The organism is Pantoea sp. X-Soil-TKNS-1211, assembly GCF_059730495.1.
Window position 1 is genome coordinate 3,847,810 of record NZ_AP035953.1, and the last position, 18,739, is coordinate 3,866,548.

Below are 18,739 nucleotides of genomic sequence, written 5' to 3' on the forward strand. Positions count from 1 at the left end.
ACGGGTTTACAACGTCACACCGCTTTTAAAAATCGCCAGTTCACGGAAGTCATTGGCTTCATTGCGCGCAGGCTTGCCGTTGGCAATGGCGACGATCATCTCGACAAAATCGGCCAGCATCGCCTCCATACTCATGCCCTCAATCAATCGTCCGGCATTGAAATCAATCCAGTGCGGTTTTTTCTCCGCCAATTGCGTATTGGTGGCAATTTTCACCGTCGGCACAAAGCCGCCATAAGGCGTGCCGCGTCCGGTGGTGAACAACACCATATGGCAGCCCGCACCCGCTAAGGCGCTGGTGGCAACGGCATCATTGCCTGGCGCGCTAAGCAGATTAAGGCCTGGCGTTTTCAGGCGCTCACCGTATTTCAGCACATCCACCACCTGGCTCTGCCCGGCTTTTTGCGTACAACCCAGCGACTTCTCCTCCAGCGTGGTGATGCCCCCGGCTTTATTGCCCGGTGAGGGATTTTCATAAATCGGCTGTTGATGGTCGATAAAGTAGCGTTTGAAGTCGTTAATCATCGCCACCGTTTTATCAAAGGTGGCCTCATCGCGGCAGCGGCTCATCAGAATGCGCTCCGCCCCGAACATCTCCGGCACTTCGGTCAGCACCGTGGTGCCGCCATTGGCGATCATCTGATCGGAGAAACGCCCCAGCATCGGGTTCGCCGTGATGCCGGAAAAACCGTCCGAACCGCCACACTCCAGACCAAACTTCAGCTCGCTGAGTTTGCCCGGCTGGCGCTGATCGTGACGCATCACGTTGTATAACGCGTGCAGCCGCTCAAGTCCGGCCTCCACTTCATCGTCCTGCTGCTGACACACCATAAATTGCACGCGATCGCTTTCATACACGCCAAGGGTGTCGCGGAACACATCCACCTGATTGTTCTCGCAACCCAGACCAATCACCAGCACCGCGCCGGCATTCGGATGACGCACCATATTCTGCAACATGGTGCGGGTGTTTTCATGGTCCTGGCCCAACTGCGAACAGCCAAACGGATGGCTGAACAGATGCACGCCATCGATCCCCGCCGCATCGCCCGTCTCTTTGAGAAAACGTTGCAGGATCTGGCGAGCAATGCCGTTAACACAACCCACGGTTGGCAGGATCCACAATTCATTGCGAATCCCCACCTCGCCGCTGGCACGACGGTAGATCTGCACGTCGCGATCCCCGGCCTGCGGCGGCAGTTCAAGAAAATCAGGCTGATAATCATATTCGTCGAGATCGCTCAGGTTCGTGCGCGCGTTCTGCGAATGGATGATTTCACCAGCGTCAATCGGCTGCGTGGCGTGCGCAATCGGCAATCCGTATTTGATCACCAGCGCATCGGTCGCCAGCGGTTGCAACGCAAATTTATGACCGCGCCCCACGGCCTGACGCAGCTCAACACGGACGTGATCGATTTCAACGAGGGTATTGGCTTCCAAATCGCGCAACGCCACAGCGACGTTATCGCGTGAATGTATTCTTATCGCATCTTGCATAGCGTTATCTCAGTTGTGTCAGCGCCGTTCGCATCCCGTGAACGATGATGTTTTGCAGGTGTTGGCTTACCGCAGCCACCAGCCCTGGCTGCCGGGTTAAATCTTCGCCCCAGTGGCTGGCGTCGCTCAGTACGGTGCTGACCAGTTGTTCCACAGGAAGTTGCTGCGCCTGCACCGCTGGCCAGAGTTCGGCATAGCGCTGCAACCAGTGGTCATCGTCCTGCAACGGCCAGCTTTTATCGGCCTGCTGGCCGCGATAAAACGCCAGCAACGCCGCCAGGGCGAAGGTCAGGCGCGGCGGCCAACTGCCCTGCTGTTGCTGTGCCAGTAACAGTTGCGGCAGCAGGCGGGTGCGGAATTTGGTCATGCCATTCAGCGCGATGGAAAGCAGCGCATGGCGAATAAACGGATTGCGGAATCGACGCTGCACCGCAGCGGCAAAGGCGTGCAGTTCAGCGGGCGGCAGATCGAGCGTGGGAATCACCTCGTCACGCAGCAACGCTTCAACAAAGCCTGCGATCTGCGCATCATCCATGGCTGCACCGACGCTCTCCAGCCCTGACTGGAACGCCACCGGCACCATCGCGGTATGTGCGCCATTGAGGATCGCCACTTTTTGCGCTTTGTAAGGGGTGATGTCCTCGACCAGCTTAACTTCCGGTACCAGCGCGGCCAGCTTCAGCTCCTGTGCCAGGACATCCGGTCCCTGAATCACAAACTGGTAATACACCTCTCCCGCCACCAGAAAACGATCTTCGTAGCCCAGTTGTGTGGCGATCGCTTCGCTATCCGCCGGGAAACCGGTGACGATACGGTCCACCAGCGTGTTGTAGAACGCGCAATGCTGCTGCACCCAGTGGGCAAATGCCTGCGGTAACTGCCAGTGGGTGGCATAGCGCAACACCAACTCGCGTAGCGTATCGCCGTTGTAGTCAATCAATTCGCAGGGAACGATTAGCCAGCCTTTATCCGCTGCTCCGGCGAAGTGCTGGTAACGCGCCCACAGCAACTGGGTCAGCTTGCCGGGGAAAGAGGAAGCGGGCGCATCATCCAGCCGATCCTGTTCGGCAAAAGCGATCCCCGCTTCGGTGGTGTTGGAAAACACAAAGCGCATCTCTGGCGCACGCGCCAGTTCAAGAAAGGCGTCGAACTGTTGATACGGCTGGATTTCCCGGTTGAGGCTGCGGATCAGGCGAGCTTCACTCACCTGTTCCCCCGCCGGGTTCAACCCGCGTATCAGCGTGGTATACAAACCATCCTGCTGATTCAGTGAATCTTTTACTTCCCGGTTACGCGGCCGCACCACCACCACACCGGCATCGGTGCCCTGATGTTCGTTCAGCCAGTCGAGCTGCCAGTCAATAAAGGCACGCAGAAAATTCCCCTCACCAAACTGGATCACGCGATCGGTATAGCGAGCGCCGGGAAAATCGTGACGGTTTAGCCGCTGCATCATCAGGCTCCCAACTCAATGCCGAAGTAATCACGCGCATTGTTGAAGCAGATGTTTTGTACCATCTGTCCCAGCAACGCTTCGTCAGCGGGTGCCTCGCCGCGATCCACCCAATTGCCGATCATTTGACACAGCAGGCGGCGGAAATATTCGTGACGGGTATAGGACAGGAAGCTGCGGCTGTCGGTGAGCATGCCAACAAAACGACTGAGCAGGCCAATCTGCGCCAGTTGTGTCATCTGACGATGCATGCCGTCGAGTTGATCGTTGAACCACCATGCCGAACCAAATTGCATCTTGCCCGGCTCGCCTTCGCCCTGGAAATTTCCGGCCATGGTCGCCAGCACTTCGTTGTCGCGTGGGTTCACGCAATACAGAATGGTTTTGGGTAACGCGTTCTGGCGGTTTTGCGCATCCAGCAGGCGTGCCAGCGGAATCGCCAGCGGCATATCGTTGATGGAGTCAAAGCCGGTATCCGGTCCCAGCAGCTCAAAATGATGGCGATTGGCGTTACGTAACGCGCCAATGTGGTACTGCTGCGCCCAGCCGCGACGGGCATATTCACTGCCCAGCCACACCAGTACCGCTGTTTTAAATTGGGCCGTCTCTTCGCTGGATGGCGCGGCACCCTGTAAACGACGCGTCAGGATGCCATCGAGCGTGGCCTCATCAGCGTCGGCATACACCACCACATCCAACGCGTGGTCGGAGATCTTACAACCGTGAGCGGCAAAGTGATCCAGGCGTTTGCTTAAGGCCCGACGCAGATCGTCAAAACGCTGCACGCTGACATCCGCCACTTGCTCAAGTTTTTGGATCCACGGCAGGAAGGTTTCCAGCTCGATGTTAAAGGCTTTGTCCGGACGCCAACTCGGCAGCACTTTGACGCTAAAGCTGTCATCCTGCGCCAGGACGCGATGATGCTGTAAATCGTCCAGTGGATCATCGGTGGTGCCGACCATTTTCACCTTCATCTGCTGCATGATGCCACGTGCGGTGAAGGCATCCTGCGCCAACAAAGCATTGCAGCGATCCCAGATAGCATCTGCCGTTTTGTCAGACAGCAGCACATCGGTAATGCCGAACGGGCGGCGCAATTCGAGATGTGTCCAGTGATACAACGGGTTACCAATGGTGTGCGGCACGGTAAGCGCCCAGGCGTTAAATTTTTCACGGTCAGTGGCGTTGCCGGTACAAAGCGCTTCCGGCACGCCATTGGCGCGCATCGCTCGCCATTTGTAGTGATCGCCTTTCAGCCAGATGTCATAGAGGTTGGTAAAGCGATAATTTTCGGCAATCTGCTGTGGTGGCAGGTGACAGTGATAATCGAAAATCGGTTGGTCTTTGGCGTAGTCATGATAAAGACGACGCGCAAATTCGCTTTCCAGTAAAAAATCCTCACTCATAAAACGCGACATACCTGCTTCCTCATTTTTGTAGCCTGTTGGCTAATGACACAAAGTTATCATACCAATTTTGATAAACGGCGGAATTCTTTGCGACGAACCTCACATTAATGACAGATCTTTGATGTGGATATGGATAAAAAAGCCGCAGAAATACCGCTAACCTGCTGTTATTACGTCGAGGAACAGTATCACACACCCCTTGAAGGGTTTTTGTGATGGCTCTCAACTTTTAAAGTTGTATAACAAGTTAACCTCTCGCTCCATTGATGCCACACCGATGGCACAGGCAAGGAAATAAAGGCGCGCTTTTAGCGCCAGCGGGCGTGAAGAGAGCTGTCTCACGTGCAGTCCCGCTCCAGATAACAACAGCGGCAACGCCGCAACGACAAACTGGAAGAGGTTAATGATGCGTAAGATCAAAGGGCTACGCTGGTACATGATTGGACTGGTGACCATGGGCACCGTCCTCGGTTACCTGACGCGTAATACCATTGCCGTAGCAGCACCCACGCTGGCAATCCAGCTTCACATCAGCACCCAGCAATATTCATATATCGTCGCCGCGTATTCGGCCTGTTATACCGTGATGCAGCCGGTCGCCGGTTATGTGCTGGATATGCTGGGCACGAAGGTCGGCTATGCGGTGTTTGCGATACTCTGGGCTATCTTCTGCGCCGCTACCGCGTTGGCAGGGAGTTGGGGCGGGTTTGCGCTGGCACGTGGTGCGGTCGGTGCCGCCGAAGCGGCGATGATACCGGCGGGATTAAAAGCCAGCAGCGAGTGGTTCCCGGCGAAAGAGCGATCCGTCGCGGTGGGCTATTTCAACGTGGGTTCATCAATTGGCGCAATGCTGGCTCCCCCCCTGGTGGTATGGGCTATCGTGGCACACAGCTGGCAGATGGCGTTTATCATCACCGGTATCTTAAGCATGATCTGGGCGTTGTGCTGGCTGGTGTTTTATAAACATCCTAAGCAGCAAACCAAGCTGAGCGAAGAAGAACGTCACTACATCATTGCCGGCCAGGAAGTGCAGCATCAAACCGGCAACAGCAGCAAAATGTCGGTCAGTCAGATCCTGCGTAATCGTCAGTTCTGGGGCATCGCGCTACCACGTTTTCTTGCCGAACCAGCCTGGGGCACCTTCAACGCGTGGATTCCGCTGTTTATGTTTAAGGTGTATGGCTTCAATCTGAAGGAGATTGCGCTGTTTGCCTGGATGCCAATGCTGTTTGCCGACTTTGGCTGCATTCTGGGTGGGTATCTGCCGCCGCTGTTTCAACGCTGGTTCGGCGTCAATCTGATCGTCTCACGTAAGTTGGTGGTGACGATGGGCGCAGTGCTGATGATCGGCCCCGGTACCATTGGCCTGTTTACCAGCCCGTATGTGGCGATTGGTCTGCTGTGTATCGGCGGTTTTGCGCATCAGGCCTTATCTGGCGCGCTGATCACCTTGTCATCAGATGTCTTTGGTCGTAATGAAGTGGCAACCGCGAACGGCCTGACCGGCATGGCAGCCTGGACCGCCAGTACCCTGTTCGCGCTGGTGGTGGGTGCACTGGCTGATACCCTTGGCTTTAGCCCGCTGTTTGCCGCCCTGGCGGTGTTTGACCTGATTGGTGCAGTTGTTATCTGGAGCGTGCTGAAAAATAAACCGGTTTCCGAGCTGGAAAGCGCGCCGCCAGTACAAACGGTGGTCGCCCGCAGTTAATCTCTTCGGGCTGGTGTGAGCCAGCCCATTTCTTCCGCCCGCCTGAAGTGGTATAACAACTCCTCGTTTACCTGCATAGCGGAACCGCGCAATGGACCTGACCGAATCCCGACGCCTTTATCAACAGCTGGCCAGCGAGCTGAAACGCCGCATTGAAGCCGGTGAATACCCGGTGGGTGATAAACTCCCTGCCGAGCGTTTAATCGCCGAGGAGATGCAGGTCAGCCGCACCGTAGTACGTGAAGCGATTATCATGCTGGAAGTCGAAGGCTACGTGGAGGTGCGTAAAGGTTCCGGCATTCACGTCATTGCCAGCCAACAGCAAAATCGTATCGTGACCTCCAGCCAGTTGGAATTCGCCAGTTTTGGCCCGTTTGAACTGTTGCAGGCGCGTCAGCTGATTGAGAGCAACGTGGCGGAGTTCGCCGCGACCCAGGTGACGCGTCAGGACATTATGGCGCTGATGGCGATTCAGGAAAAAGCCCGTCAGGAAGACCATTTCCGTGATTCAGAGTGGGACATGCAGTTCCATGTGCGCATTGCGCAATCGACGCAAAACAGCGCCTTAGCCGCGATTGTCGAAAAGATGTGGCTACATCGCCTGCACAATCCCTACTGGCTGAAATTGCATGAACATATTGATCAGCGCAATATCCTCAGCTGGTGTGACGATCACGATCAGATTTTGAAAGCACTTATCCGCAAAGATCCCGCCGCCAGTAAGCTGGCTATGTGGCAGCATCTGGAAAATACTAAACAGATGTTATTTAACGCCACCGCAGACGATTTTGAGTTTAATGTTGATCGTTACATGTTTGCTGAAAACCCGGTCATCCTGCCGGAAGCTACTGATAATTCCCGCTAATTTTGCTGATTTTTCAGTCAGGAAAGTCAGTTAATCTGCAATAGTGTCAGCTCATGTAAAGCTCCTTTTGACCAGTTGCATCTAAAGGTAAAACTCCTCTCTTGCGGGAACTTTCTACTGTCTCAGATCCATGATTTTTGTTACAGTTATCGCCCTTTTCTTACCCTTTGCGACAGGGCATTAAAAAGTTGCTGATTTAACAATCAATTCTGGAAGGATCCGGAAAATCCGGCTTAGCTGCGCTCCTAAAATGCATAACCAAACTGCCAGCTAGTGCTCCAGCCCTTCGGGCACGTTTAACAATGATGTTCAGGACCGATTGATGGATATTTTGCAGGCATTGCTGCATGCCTTATGGCAGCAGGATTTTGAAACTCTCTCCGACCCGACACTGGTGTGGGCCATTTATGGCGTGCTGTTCATGATTCTGTTCCTGGAGAATGGCCTGCTGCCCGCAGCATTTCTGCCCGGTGACAGTTTGCTGATTCTGGTGGGCGTGTTGATTTCCAAAGGCACCATGAACTTCCCTCTCACCATTCTGGTGCTCACCACCGGTGCCAGCCTCGGTTGCTGGGTCAGCTACATTCAGGGACGTTGGCTGGGAAATACCCCCACCGTACAAAAATGGCTTTCCCATCTGCCCGCGCAATATCACCAACGCGCGCATAGCCTGTTCCACCGTCATGGACTCTCCGCCCTGCTGATTGGCCGCTTTATCGCGTTTGTTCGCACCCTGCTGCCGACCATTGCTGGCTTGTCTGGCCTCAGCAACGCGCGTTTCCAGTTCTTTAACTGGGTGAGCGGCTTGCTGTGGGTGGTGATCCTTACCGTGCTCGGCTTCGCACTCGGCAAAACCCCCATTTTCCGTCGCTATGAAGACGAACTGATGTTCTGCCTGATGATGTTGCCACTGGTGTTGCTGGTATTTGGGCTTGTCGGTTCGCTGGTAGTGCTGTGGCGTAAGCGTCAGTCTGATCAGAACGGGAAATCACAGTGATGAACATTCTGACCCGTATCCCCAGACGTCTGCTGCCCTGGTTGTTAGGTGGTGCGCTGGCCCTCGTTGCCGTCAGCTTTACCCCTGCGCTGCTGAGCCATGAAACGGTGGTGCAGATTCGCGTTGCCAACAGTGGCACCCCGCTACCTGATGGCTTCTATCTTTATCAACAGCTCTCTGCCCAGGGTGTGCGCATCAAGAGCATCACCCCTTCTGGTGATGCATTAGTCATTCACTTCGAAAACGAAGAACAAAGTCTGGCTGCGCAGAAAGTCCTGCGTCGCTTGTTGCCACAGGGGTTTGTGGTGGCAGCGGGCCATCAGGCATCACAACAGAATCAGGACGCTAACCGTTCGATTTACAGCTAAATCAGGTTGCCTGCTTACTCCCCCAGGCAACCGTTACTCCTCGCTATCCCCGCGTCTTCTTTGAATTTTTTCATCCGCTGTCTATGCTTAAAGGTAGCGCGAGCACAAGACAAGCTGGGAAGCCTCTCCTGCCCGGTTTGCGGCAGGTCATTCACAAAGGAAGGTTTTACCTGATGAAACGTCGATTACTCCTGGGTGCTGTTCTCTTCTCCCTCTCCGGCTCACTTCTGGCAGCAGAATCACTGTGTCAGCAGAAGGAGCAGGACATTCAGCACGAAATTGGTATGGCAAAGCAGCATGATAACCAGCGCCGGGTAAACGGACTGGAGCGTGCGCTGACCGAGGTGCGCGCCAGTTGTACCGATGCAAAACTGAAAGCCGCGCATCACGAGCGTATTGAAGCGCAAAAGCATGATGTGGCCGAACGTGAGCGTGAGTTGAAAGAAGAACGCCAGGAAGGTAATGACAAAGAGAAGATCGCTAAACGCGAGCGCAAGCTGGAAGAAGCGCGCCACGAACTGAAACAACTCGAGGCTGAGCGCTATTAATCGGACTTACTGTTATATGCCCTAAATAATTCAGGTTACAGGAAGGCGGCAAGCTCATAGACTTCAGGAGCTTACTCAAGTAAGTGACTGAGGAATATGAGCGCAGCCAACGTACCTGTAGCCTGAAGTATGACGGGCATAAAAGGAGATTTTCATGGCTAAAGACACAACATCAGAACATTTGCGTGCAGAACTGAAAAACCTGGCAGATACCCTGGAAGAGGTACTGAGCAGCACGGGTGATAAATCGAAAACCGAGCTGGATAAACTGCGTCAGAAAGCGCGTGAGGCGCTCGACACCTCGCGTGAACGTCTGGGCGAATCCGGTGAACGCCTGGCGCAATCCACTCGCGAAGCCGCCCACAAAGCCGATGACTACGTGCGTGAAAATCCGTGGCACGGCGTCGGTATTGGTGCCGCAGTGGGTGTGGTCATCGGCATTCTGCTTTCACGGCGTTAATGATGAGTGACAGTCAGCAAAGCCACGGCCCAGGCAAAGGGGTCATCAACATTGGTCAACGTATTGTTACCGCGCTGGTCAGTATCGTTGAGACACGCATCCGGCTGGCAGTGGTGGAACTGGAAGAGGAAAAAGCCAACCTGATTCAAATGCTGATGATGGTGGGGCTGACCATGCTGTTTACCGCTTTCGGGTTAATGAGCCTGATGGTGCTGATCATCTGGGCGGTGGATGCGCAATATCGGCTGATGGCGATTGCGATTACCACTGCCGTCCTGTTCCTGCTGGCGTTGATTTTTGGTGTCTGGACACTGCGCAAATCCCGCCAGTCCACGCTGCTGCGTCACACGCGGAAAGAGCTGGAAACCGATCGCGAATTGCTGGAGGAACATCGCTCATGAGCCGCCGCGAGCGCGAAGCACGCATCCACGCATTGCTTAATCAGGTGCAGCAGCAGCGGCTGGATCTCAGCGCTGCCCGGCGTGACTGGCTGGAAAGCACGGTGCATTATGACCGCGGTTGGCTCACCTTCCTCAGCCTGCGACGCTATCTGGCGATTGGTAGCAGCGCGCTGGCAATATGGTCAATTCGCAGCCCTAATCGGCTGTTGCGCTGGGCAAAACGCGGCTTTGGCCTGTGGAGCACCTGGCGCATGATCAAATCAGCGATGCCGCCACGTTAAGCTAACGCCTTCTATCAACGGACCTTTTTCAGGTCCGTTTTTTCCTTCATCAGAATTCCTGAACAACATCGACAGATTATCTCGCTTACAACCTTTCCAACCCGCGATTATCATCTCTAGCCATCAGCCCAATGAATCCGCAGACGCGATTCGACGGGATACATTGCCGCAGGCCAGCAACCTGCAATAAAAACCTTGTTGGAGTAGATGATGAAAAAATTCGAAGATTCTGGCCTGTTACTGGCACGCATTCTGATGACTATCCTGTTTATCACCGCTGGCTGGGGCAAACTGACCGGTTATTCTGGCACCGCACAGTATATGCAGGCCATGGGTGTCCCTGGCTTCCTGCTGCCGCTGGTGATTCTGTTGGAACTGGGTGGCGGTCTGGCGATTCTGTTCGGTTTCCTGACCCGTTTCACCGCGCTGTTTACCGCTGGCTTCACCATTCTGACGGCGTTTCTGTTCCACAGTAACTTTGCGGAAGGTGTTAACCAGCTGATGTTTATGAAAAACCTGTCAATCGCAGGTGGTTTCCTGGTGCTGGGTCTGGTGGGCCCGGGTGCTTACAGCATCGACCGCGTGATTCGTCAGCGTTTCCAGACAGCAGCCGCACGCTAAGCACACAAGCAGCGTATACTGAAAAGGGGCGAGGATATTCCTCGCCCCATTTTTTTATGGAGGGCTTATGGGACAACTGATTGACGGTGTCTGGCATGACACCTGGTACGATACGAAGTCAACCGGTGGCCGCTTCAAACGCACAGAAGCGGTGTGGCGTAACTGGGTTACCGCCGATGGCAGCGCAGGCCCCACCGGGAAGGCGGGTTTTGCCGCCGAACGCGACCGCTATCATTTGTACGTTTCGCTCGCCTGCCCGTGGGCGCATCGCACCCTGCTGATGCGCAAGCTGAAGGGGTTGGAAGAGATGATATCCGTGTCGGTGGTGCATCCGCTGATGCTGGAAAATGGCTGGACCTTCGACAACGATTTCCCTGACGCCACCGGTGATTCGTTGTATCAGAACGAATATCTGTATCAACTCTATCTGCATGCCGACCCGCATTACAGCGGCCGCGTTACCGTGCCTGTGCTGTGGGACAAACAGCAACACACCATTGTCAGCAATGAATCTGCCGATATCATCCGTATGTTGAATAGCGCGTTTGATGCCCAGGGCGCTCGTGCTGGCGATTATTATCCCGAGGCACTACGACCACAGATTGATGAGTTGAATGGCTGGATTTACGACACGGTAAATAATGGCGTGTATAAATCGGGCTTCGCCACTTCGCAGGCAGCTTATGATGAATCGGTGACGGCACTGTTCCATTCGCTGGCACGTCTGGAGCAGATTCTCGGTCAGCATCGCTACCTCACCGGCAATCATTTAACCGAAGCGGATTTGCGCCTGTGGACCACGCTGGTACGTTTTGATCCGGTGTATGTCACACATTTCAAGTGCGATCGCCACCGGATTAGCGATTATCGCAACCTCAGCGGCTTTCTGCGCGATATTTACCAGATGCCGGGAATTGCCGATACAGTCAATCTGCCACATATCCGTCATCACTATTATTGCAGCCACAAAACCATCAACCCAAGCGGGGTGATTTCTCTCGGACCAGCATTTAACTGGGATGAACCGCACGGACGGGGATGATGACATGCATTCATAGCGGCGCGATTTATCGCGCGCCACTCCGTGCGCGGTGTCGGAAAAATCCGCGCGATAAATCGCGCCGCTACGGTTCATTGCATTCTCAAAAACAAAAACCCCGCCGAAGCGGGGTCTTTGCGTTAAAAAGTCGAAACTGACCGATAAGCCGCGTTCTTTTCATAGAAAGAGGAGTGGGCAGTCATTCATTTCCTACAAAAACAAAAACCCCGCCGAAGCGGGGTCTTTACGTTAAAAACGTCGAAACTGACCGATAAGCCGCGTTCTTTTCATAGAAAGAGGAGTGGGCAGTCATTCATTTCGTACAAAAACAAAAAACCCGCCGAAGCGGGGTTTTTGCGTTAAAAAGTCGAAACTGACCGATAAGCCGGGTTCTGTCGTGGACAGTCATTCATCTAGGCCAGCAATCGCTCACTGGCTCAAGCAGCCTACCCGGGTTCAGTACGGGCCGTACCTTGTGAACCCCTATTTGGCCTTGCTCCGGGTGGAGTTTACCGTGCCGCGAACTGTTACCAGCCGCGCGGTGCGCTCTTACCGCACCCTTTCACCCTTACCTGATCCCATTACTGGGCCATCGGCGGTTTGCTCTCTGTTGCACTGGTCGTAGGCTTGCGCCCCCCAGGCGTTACCTGGCACCCTGCCCTATGGAGCCCGGACTTTCCTCCCCTCTGCCCGTCTCCCCCCGAAGAGGGACGACGACAAAGCGGCGACTGTCTGGTCAGCTTCGGCGCGGGATAATAGGCGATCCGTCGTCATTTGTCACGCCTCTTGCTGATCGAGTGCGTAGCGATACAACGCGTTCTTCTTCACACCGTGAATTTCCGCCGTCAGCGCCGCCGCTTTCTTCAATGGCAGCTCCTGCTGCAACAGAGCCAGAGTACGCAGGGCATCAGCAGGTAAGGCTTCTTCATCAGCCTTATGGCCTTCCACCACCAGCACCATCTCACCTTTGCGGCGATTTTCATCTTCCAGCACCCATGCCAGCAGCTCGGCCACCGGCGCACCGTGTAACGATTCCCAGGTTTTGGTGATTTCACGCGCCAGCACCACATAACGATCAGCACCCAGCTCGCTCACCATATCCTGTAAGCTATCAATTAAACGATGGGTCGATTCGTAGAAGATCAGGGTGCGTGGCTCCTGCGCCACCGCACGCAAAGCATCGCAGCGTGCCTTAGTTTTCGCGGGCAGAAACCCTTCGTAACAGAAACGATCGGACGGTAATCCCGCTGCGCTTAATGCTGTAATCGCCGCGCAGGCGCCCGGTAAAGGCACCACGCGGATACCTGCTTCACGGCAGCGACGCACCAGATGATAACCGGGATCGTTGATTAACGGCGTTCCGGCATCAGAAACCAGCGCAATGCTTTGGCCTTCCTGCAATTTGGCCAACAGCACTTCGGCCTTCTGCTGCTCATTGTGGTCGTGAAGTGCGAACAGTCGCGCATTGATGGCGAAATGTTGTAGCAACAGCCCGGTATGACGTGTATCTTCCGCAGCGACCAGATCGACGCTCGCAAGCACCGTTAACGCACGCTGCGTAATATCACCCAGGTTACCGATCGGGGTAGGAACGATATAGAGCGTGCTGGCAGAAATGTCTGCCCGATCGAGTTGTTTCATTGTTTCATCCGAATTGCCGATTTAATATTGAGCATCTAGAAAAAAACATCACTGGATACAGTATGCTTCCTTCAAAAGTCTTACGTCGTAAAGCAGGACGCTTTGTACCTGTACTTCTCGCTGGGCTAATTTTAGCCGCCTGTAGCGGTCAGGGACCACAGCAAACGTCCACCGTCAATGTTCAGGGACCGATCACGGCCCAGTCTGACTATTACCTGCAACAGGTGCAACAAAGCAGCGATGATAGCAAGACCGACTGGCAATTACTTGCCATCCGTGCCTTGTTGAAGGAAGGAAAGTATCCACAGGCCAGCGATCAGATCAAACAATTGCCGCAGCAGCTCTCTGATGTGCAGCAGCAGGAATTGCAGTTGCTGCGTGCGCAGATGCAGATTGGTCAGCAGGATTTTAATGGTGCACAGCAGCTGTTGAGCCAGGTGAAAACTGACGGCCTGTCGCAGGATCAGCAGGTTCGCTATTACGGTCTGCAAATCGCTGCCGCCCAGAATCGCCCTTCGCTGGCACTGCTGCGCGCCTATATCGCTCAGGAACCGCTGCTGAAAGCGGCCGATCACCAGAGCAATATTGACGCCACCTGGCAGGCGCTGACGCAGATGACCAAAGATCAGTTGAACAGCCTGGTGATCAATGCCGACGAGAATACCTTGCAGGGCTGGCTGGATCTGCTCAACACCTGGCATACCAACAGCCAGGACCCGGAAATGCTGAAAGCCGCCATCAAAGATTGGCAAACCCGCTATCCGCTCAATCCCGGTGCCAAAACCCTGCCGACCGCCCTGAGCCAGGTGCAGAACTTCAGCAAAGCCTCTACCAGCACCATCGCGTTGCTGCTGCCACTGAATGGCCAGGCGCAGATTTTCGCCAATGCTATCCAGAAAGGCTTTAACGATGCGAAGAATGGTGTGTTAACGGCCCCGGCAGCCGCACCACAGCCGACAGCGACACCGGCCAGTGCTGATGCCAACGCCCAGCAACCACAACCAGCCGCTGCAACGCCAGATGCAACCGCCAATACCGTGGTCAGCCCGGCTGCGGCGGCCATCACCCCGGATCAAAGCGCCCAGCCGCAGCCGGCTGCTGCACCTGTCCCGGCAGCCAGCGCAGGCGACAGCAACGCTCAGGTCAAGGTGTATGACACCAGCAGCCAGCCGATTCAGCAGGTGATGCAGCAAGCACAGCAGGATGGCGCGACTATCGTGGTCGGTCCGCTGCTGAAAAGTGATGTAGAGACCGTCGCCAACAGCAACTCACCGCTCAACGTGTTAGCGTTGAACGAGCCGGAACAGATCCAGAACCATCCGAATCTTTGTTACTTTGCGCTTTCTCCTGAAGACGAAGCGCGTGATGCCGCTCACCATATGTGGGACCAGGGCAAGCGCCAGCCATTGCTGCTGTTGCCACGTAACAGCTATGGTGATCGTGTTGGGAAAGCCTTTGCGCAAGAGTGGCAGACGCTGGGTGGTTCGACCGTGTTGCAGCAACGTTTTGGTTCCGTCAGCGAGCTGAAACAAGGCATCAACAGTGGTGCAGGCATTAACTTAAGCGGCACGCCGCTGATAGTGGAACCGGCACAGCCGCAGGGTGTGTCGATTGCCGGATTGAACATCCCGGCACCGCAGACCAGCGCACCGGTGGCCGATACCAGCGGCGGGAGCCTCGATGCGGTGTATATCGTCGCCAGCCAGGATGAGCTACAGCTGATTAAGCCAATGATTGCGATGCGTACCAGCAGCCGTAGCAATATCGCGTTGTACGCCAGCTCACGTAGCTTCCAGGCGGGTGCCGGCCCGGACTTCCGTCTGGAGATGGATGGCCTGCAATTCAGCGATATTCCGCTGCTCTCCGGTAGCAACCCGGCACTGATGCAGCAAGCAGCAAAATCGTTTAATAACGATTATTCGCTGGTCCGCCTGTACGCGATGGGCATTGATGCCTGGACGCTGGCGAACCACTTTAACCAGATGCGTCAGGTTCCTGGCTTTGCCATTGATGGCAATACCGGCAAGCTGAGCGCCACCCCGGATTGCGTGATCAACAGGAAGTTGGCATGGAACCAGTATCGTCAGGGACAAATCGTTCCGGTACAGTAAACCGCCAGCGCATTGGCGCTGAGCAAGAGCAGCAGGCGCGCCGCTATCTGGAGCGCGCCGGGCTGCGATGGATTGCCAGCAATGTTCGCTGTCGCAGCGGTGAGATTGACCTCATCATGCAGGATGGCGATTGCTGGGTATTTGTTGAAGTGCGCTATCGGCGCGATGCGCGTTTTGGCGGTGCGGCCGCCAGCGTGACGCGTCAGAAACAACAAAAGCTACTCCGTACCGCAGCGCTATGGCTGCTGGGACGTAACGGCAGTTTTGACACGGTAAATTGCCGCTTTGACATCATAGCCATTACCGGGCGCGAGCTGGAGTGGCTGCCCGATGCCTTTCATGCCGATGTGTAGAACCAGGTGGTCTTGTGCAGGACAGAATTAAAGCGTGTTTTACCGAAAGTATTCAGACTCAAATCGCGGCCGCTGAGGCGCTGCCGGATGCCATTTCCCGTGCTGCCATGACGCTGGTGCAGTCGCTGTTGAGCGGTAACAAAATTCTCAGCTGTGGTAATGGCGCGTCAGCGGCTAATGCCCAGCATTTTGCCGCCAGCATGATTAATCGCTTTGAGACCGAGCGTCCCAGCCTGCCTGCGCTGGCGCTCAGTGCCGACAACGTGATGCTGACGGCCATTGGTAACGATCGGTTGCACGATGAAATTTATGCCAAGCAGGTGCGAGCGCTTGGTCAGGCCGGTGATGTTCTACTGGCCATTTCCACCCGTGGCAACACCCGCGACATTATCAAAGCGGTTGAAGCTGCGGTTACACGCGATATGACCATCGTGGCGCTGACCGGCTACGACGGCGGTGAGCTGGCTGGCCTGCTCGGCCCACACGATGTGGAAATTCGCATTCCGTCACATCGCAGTGCGCGTATTCAGGAGATGCATATGCTGACGCTGAACTGCCTGTGCGATTTGATCGATAACACCTTGTTCCCCCACCAGGAATGACTGAAGGAGCTAAGATGAAAGCATTGAACGCTATCGCCATTCTTTTCACCGCCATGATGTTGCAGGGCTGCGTTGCTGTCGTCGCAGGCGGTGCCGCAGTAGCCACCAAAACCGCCACCGACCCCCGTACTGTGGGCACCCAGGTGGATGATGGTACGCTGGAGTTGCGCGTTAGCAACGCGCTGGCAAAAGATGAACAGATCAAAAACCAGGCGCGCGTCGTGGTGACCGCCTATCAGGGCAAAGTGCTGCTGACCGGCCAGTCACCGTCCCCGGACCTCGCCAACCGTGCGAAACAGATCGCGATGGGCGTCGATGGCGCGACTGAAGTGTACAACGAAATCCGTACCGGCCAGAAAGTCAGCCTCGGAACATCCTCCACCGACACCTGGATCACCACCAAAATCCGCTCACAACTGCTGGGCAGTGATCAGGTGAAATCGTCGAACGTGAAAGTCACCACCGAAAACGGCGAAGTGTTCCTGCTGGGTCTGGTCACCCAACAGGAAGCGACTGCGGCGGCAGATCTTGCCAGTCGGGTGAGCGGCGTGAAGCACGTCACTACCGCCTTTACCATTCTGAAATAAACCTTCAGGGCGGCTCCGCCGCCCTTTTTCACACCGGAATATCAATCACCAGCGCACGTAACGGCGTTTTCGCCTGCAACGTAATTTGCTGTTCTTCGGCCAGAAACGCCCCATCGCCGCAGCTCAATTTTTCCTGATGCGCACTGCTCGCCTGCACGTCCAGCGATCCGTGAATCGATTGCAGATAGGCACGTGGACCGTTCAGCTTCACGCTGTGCTGCTCACCGGGTGCCAGTGTCACCTGATGAATCCACACCTGCTGACGCAGTTGCAAACTGCCTTCCGCACCGTCTGGTGAGGCCAACAGAAAAGACGTCTGCGCGGGCAGTGTCATTTTCTGTAACAACGGGTTCTCGCGCTCCGGGCAAGCCGACAGCCACAGTTGCATACGGGTTAGCGGTTGATCTTTGCTGAGATTGATTTCGCTGTAGTTCACCCCCTGGCGTGCCGACAACAGCAGCGCTTCACCAGCACGCGCGATGATATGGTTGCCCTCGCTATCGCGGTACTCCGCCTCGCCCTGTAGCACCAGGTTGAGCACATCAACCTGCGGATAGGTACGTGGCTGGAAGGCGGCACCGGGTGCCAGTACTTCCTGATTGAGCACGCGCAACGAGGCATAGCCCATCAGTTTTGGGTCAAAATAGTGGCCAAATGAGAAGCTGTAACGCGCCTGCAACCAACCGAAATCGGCCTGGCCACATGCTGACGCGCAGCGGGTTGTCATCATGATAGTCCTCCGACGCTCTGCGGGATAATTCGGCCGCAGGCTTTATAGGATTATGGTAAAAGGCTGGACGCCGGATTGTTAGCCAGTTAATCTGCCTGGCATGTTCAAATTTCCTGACAGAGAATCGGCATGGCAAAAGAGCGCGCGTTAACCCTTGAAGCTTTACGTGTGATGGATGCTATTGACCGGCGCGGCAGCTTTGCGGCTGCGGCCGACGAGCTGGGACGTGTACCTTCCGCATTGAGCTACACCATGCAGAAGCTGGAAGAGGAGCTGGATGTGGTGCTGTTTGACCGCTCCGGTCACCGCACCAAATTCACCAACGTGGGCCGCATGCTGCTGGAGCGTGGGCGCGTGTTGCTGGAGGCCGCCGACAAACTCACCACCGACGCCGAAGCACTGGCTCGCGGCTGGGAAACCCATCTCACCATCGTCACTGAGGCGCTGGTGCCGACCGAACACCTGTTCCCGCTGGTGACCAAACTGGCGGACAAAGCCAATACCCAGATTTCCCTGGTGACCGAAGTGCTGGCCGGAGCCTGGGAGCGGCTGGAGCAGGGGCGTGCCGATATTGTGATTGCGCCGGATATGCATTTCCGCGCCTCAACCGAAATCAACACCCGCAAGCTGTACAGCATGATGAGCGTGTATGTCGCCAGCCCGGACCATCCGATTCATCAGGAAGCTGAGCCACAGTCTGAAGTGACACGCGTGAAGTATCGTGGTATTGCCGTGGCTGATACGGCCCGCGAGCGCCCGGTACTCACCGTGCAACTGCTGGATAAGCAACAGCGTCTGACGGTGAGTAGCATGGAAGACAAACGCAAAGCGCTGCTGGCCGGTCTTGGCGTGGCGACCATGCCCTATTCCCTGGTGGAGCAGGATATTGCTGAAGGACGTCTGCGTGTAGTGAGTGCGGAATATACTCGTGAGGTGGATATCATCATGGCGTGGCGACGCGACAGCATGGGGGAAGCTAAAGCCTGGTGCCTGCGTGAAATCCCTCGTTTGCTGGCGAAGAAAGGTTAATCAGCGAAGCTGATTAACTCTTCCGTAGCGGCGCGATTT

At 55.5% G+C, this 18,739-nt stretch carries 20 protein-coding genes and 1 other RNA gene; 15 read left to right on the forward strand and 6 right to left on the reverse strand.

What is annotated here, in order from left to right:
* Positions 1 to 6: 6 nt before the first annotated feature.
* Genes AC6I8W_RS18060 through uxaC form a run of 3 tightly spaced genes read right to left on the reverse strand, consistent with a single transcriptional unit; the run spans position 7 to position 4,368 of the window.
* Entirely contained in the window at positions 7 to 1,497 is a 1,491-nt protein-coding gene (locus tag AC6I8W_RS18060) for a UxaA family hydrolase (RefSeq protein WP_497836124.1), read from the reverse strand.
* A gap of 4 nt (positions 1,498 to 1,501) precedes the next feature.
* The gene (locus AC6I8W_RS18065; RefSeq protein ID WP_497838225.1) at positions 1,502 to 2,950 is read right to left on the reverse strand and encodes a tagaturonate reductase; all 1,449 of its coding nucleotides are present in this window, start codon (positions 2,948 to 2,950) and stop codon (positions 1,502 to 1,504) included.
* Between the two features lie 2 nt (positions 2,951 to 2,952).
* A complete protein-coding gene (gene uxaC / locus AC6I8W_RS18070; RefSeq protein WP_497836125.1) occupies positions 2,953 to 4,368 on the reverse strand; it encodes a glucuronate isomerase in 1,416 nt (471 codons plus the stop codon).
* Positions 4,369 to 4,765: 397 nt separating this feature from the next.
* On the opposite strand from uxaC, the gene AC6I8W_RS18075 reads away from it, so the two are divergent.
* The 10 genes from AC6I8W_RS18075 (at position 4,766) to AC6I8W_RS18120 (ending at position 11,650) form a co-directional block, all read left to right on the forward strand.
* Complete coding sequence (locus AC6I8W_RS18075; RefSeq protein ID WP_497838226.1) at positions 4,766 to 6,067, forward strand: MFS transporter; 1,302 nt, start codon at positions 4,766 to 4,768, stop codon at positions 6,065 to 6,067.
* Positions 6,068 to 6,158: 91 nt separating this feature from the next.
* On the forward strand, positions 6,159 to 6,932 hold the full coding sequence (gene exuR, locus AC6I8W_RS18080; RefSeq protein WP_480366068.1) for a transcriptional regulator ExuR: 774 nt from the start codon (positions 6,159 to 6,161) through the stop codon (positions 6,930 to 6,932).
* Positions 6,933 to 7,254: 322 nt separating this feature from the next.
* Positions 7,255 to 7,929, forward strand: a complete 675-nt coding sequence (locus AC6I8W_RS18085) for a DedA family protein (protein ID WP_497836126.1) — start codon at positions 7,255 to 7,257, stop codon at positions 7,927 to 7,929.
* Positions 7,929 to 8,297, forward strand: a complete 369-nt coding sequence (mzrA, locus tag AC6I8W_RS18090) for an EnvZ/OmpR regulon moderator MzrA (RefSeq protein ID WP_497836127.1) — start codon at positions 7,929 to 7,931, stop codon at positions 8,295 to 8,297. Before AC6I8W_RS18085 ends, mzrA begins: the two co-directional genes overlap by 1 nt.
* Positions 8,298 to 8,470: 173 nt before the next feature.
* Positions 8,471 to 8,845, forward strand: coding sequence for a DUF1090 domain-containing protein (locus tag AC6I8W_RS18095; protein ID WP_497836128.1), 375 nt, complete (start codon positions 8,471 to 8,473; stop codon positions 8,843 to 8,845).
* 154 nt (positions 8,846 to 8,999) lie between these two features.
* The gene (locus AC6I8W_RS18100; protein WP_497836129.1) at positions 9,000 to 9,305 is read left to right on the forward strand and encodes an ElaB/YgaM/YqjD family protein; all 306 of its coding nucleotides are present in this window, start codon (positions 9,000 to 9,002) and stop codon (positions 9,303 to 9,305) included.
* Between the two features lie 2 nt (positions 9,306 to 9,307).
* Positions 9,308 to 9,706 carry a phage holin family protein gene (locus AC6I8W_RS18105; RefSeq protein WP_497838227.1) on the forward strand — a complete coding sequence of 133 codons (399 nt, stop codon included), beginning with the start codon at positions 9,308 to 9,310 and terminating at the stop codon, positions 9,704 to 9,706.
* A complete protein-coding gene (locus tag AC6I8W_RS18110) occupies positions 9,703 to 9,987 on the forward strand; it encodes a YqjK-like family protein (RefSeq protein WP_497836130.1) in 285 nt (94 codons plus the stop codon). Before AC6I8W_RS18105 ends, AC6I8W_RS18110 begins: the two co-directional genes overlap by 4 nt.
* 210 nt (positions 9,988 to 10,197) lie before the next feature.
* Positions 10,198 to 10,608, forward strand: coding sequence for a DoxX family protein (locus tag AC6I8W_RS18115; protein WP_497838228.1), 411 nt, complete (start codon positions 10,198 to 10,200; stop codon positions 10,606 to 10,608).
* A gap of 67 nt (positions 10,609 to 10,675) precedes the next feature.
* Positions 10,676 to 11,650: a glutathione S-transferase family protein gene (locus tag AC6I8W_RS18120; protein WP_497836131.1), complete on the forward strand. Its 975-nt coding sequence runs from the start codon at positions 10,676 to 10,678 to the stop codon at positions 11,648 to 11,650.
* A gap of 362 nt (positions 11,651 to 12,012) precedes the next feature.
* Here the strand turns inward: AC6I8W_RS18120 and rnpB are convergent.
* Both rnpB and rsmI read right to left on the reverse strand, forming a co-directional pair.
* Positions 12,013 to 12,391: RNase P RNA component class A (gene rnpB / locus AC6I8W_RS18125), an RNA gene on the reverse strand.
* Positions 12,392 to 12,424: 33 nt separating this feature from the next.
* Positions 12,425 to 13,288 carry a 16S rRNA (cytidine(1402)-2'-O)-methyltransferase gene (rsmI, locus tag AC6I8W_RS18130; RefSeq protein ID WP_497836132.1) on the reverse strand — a complete coding sequence of 288 codons (864 nt, stop codon included), beginning with the start codon at positions 13,286 to 13,288 and terminating at the stop codon, positions 12,425 to 12,427.
* Between the two features lie 62 nt (positions 13,289 to 13,350).
* Here rsmI and AC6I8W_RS18135 point away from each other — a divergent pair, with 62 nt between their 5' ends.
* From AC6I8W_RS18135 to dolP, 4 genes are read left to right on the forward strand one after another with little or no spacing between them, the layout of a single operon-like run.
* Positions 13,351 to 15,399 (forward strand): penicillin-binding protein activator, encoded by a 2,049-nt coding sequence (locus AC6I8W_RS18135; RefSeq protein WP_497836133.1) that lies wholly within the window; start codon positions 13,351 to 13,353, stop codon positions 15,397 to 15,399.
* A complete protein-coding gene (locus tag AC6I8W_RS18140) occupies positions 15,357 to 15,752 on the forward strand; it encodes a YraN family protein (RefSeq protein ID WP_480366086.1) in 396 nt (131 codons plus the stop codon). The genes AC6I8W_RS18135 and AC6I8W_RS18140 overlap by 43 nt, the downstream gene beginning before the upstream one ends.
* A 14-nt stretch (positions 15,753 to 15,766) precedes the next feature.
* On the forward strand, positions 15,767 to 16,354 hold the full coding sequence (diaA, locus tag AC6I8W_RS18145) for a DnaA initiator-associating protein DiaA (protein WP_013510648.1): 588 nt from the start codon (positions 15,767 to 15,769) through the stop codon (positions 16,352 to 16,354).
* A gap of 14 nt (positions 16,355 to 16,368) precedes the next feature.
* Positions 16,369 to 16,941, forward strand: coding sequence for a division/outer membrane stress-associated lipid-binding lipoprotein (gene dolP / locus AC6I8W_RS18150; RefSeq protein ID WP_497836134.1), 573 nt, complete (start codon positions 16,369 to 16,371; stop codon positions 16,939 to 16,941).
* Between the two features lie 28 nt (positions 16,942 to 16,969).
* Here dolP and AC6I8W_RS18155 read toward each other — a convergent pair whose 3' ends face one another.
* Positions 16,970 to 17,671, reverse strand: coding sequence for a pirin family protein (locus tag AC6I8W_RS18155; RefSeq protein WP_480366091.1), 702 nt, complete (start codon positions 17,669 to 17,671; stop codon positions 16,970 to 16,972).
* Between the two features lie 129 nt (positions 17,672 to 17,800).
* Here AC6I8W_RS18155 and AC6I8W_RS18160 point away from each other — a divergent pair, with 129 nt between their 5' ends.
* Complete coding sequence (locus tag AC6I8W_RS18160; protein ID WP_013510651.1) at positions 17,801 to 18,700, forward strand: LysR family transcriptional regulator; 900 nt, start codon at positions 17,801 to 17,803, stop codon at positions 18,698 to 18,700.
* Positions 18,701 to 18,739: the final 39 nt, after the last annotated feature.